The following is a 339-nucleotide window of genomic DNA, read 5'->3' on the forward strand; positions in this document are numbered from 1 at the left end:
TGAAGCCCCCCTCAAGATGAGATTTCCCTGTTACTTTGTAACGTAAGATCCCTGAAAGATGATCAGGTTGATAGGTCTGAGGTGGAAGCGTGGTGACACGTGGAGCTGACAGATACTAATCGATCGAGGACTTAACCTATTTAGAAAAGCGTAACTCAGTAAATGAATTGTATAATCGTTATCTAGTTTTGAAGGAATATAAAAGTTTTTCAAAAACACTTGAAAAAATCCTTCAAAATAGTATAATAGTTTTTGTCACAAATGTCTGGTGACGATGGCGAAGAGGTCACACCCGTTCCCATGCCGAACACGGAAGTTAAGCTCTTCAGCGCCGATGGT

The 339-nt window shown here is 40.7% G+C and carries 2 rRNA genes; both read left to right on the forward strand.

What is annotated here, in order from left to right:
- A 23S ribosomal RNA gene (locus tag Q1B07_RS26860) occupies positions 1–139 on the forward strand; the annotation flags it as partial.
- 125 nt (positions 140–264) lie between these two features.
- A 5S ribosomal RNA gene (gene rrf, locus Q1B07_RS26865) occupies positions 265–339 on the forward strand; the annotation flags it as partial.

This window comes from uncultured Metabacillus sp. (assembly GCF_947503125.1).
In the GTDB taxonomy this organism is placed as follows: Bacteria; Bacillota; Bacilli; order Bacillales; family Bacillaceae; genus Metabacillus.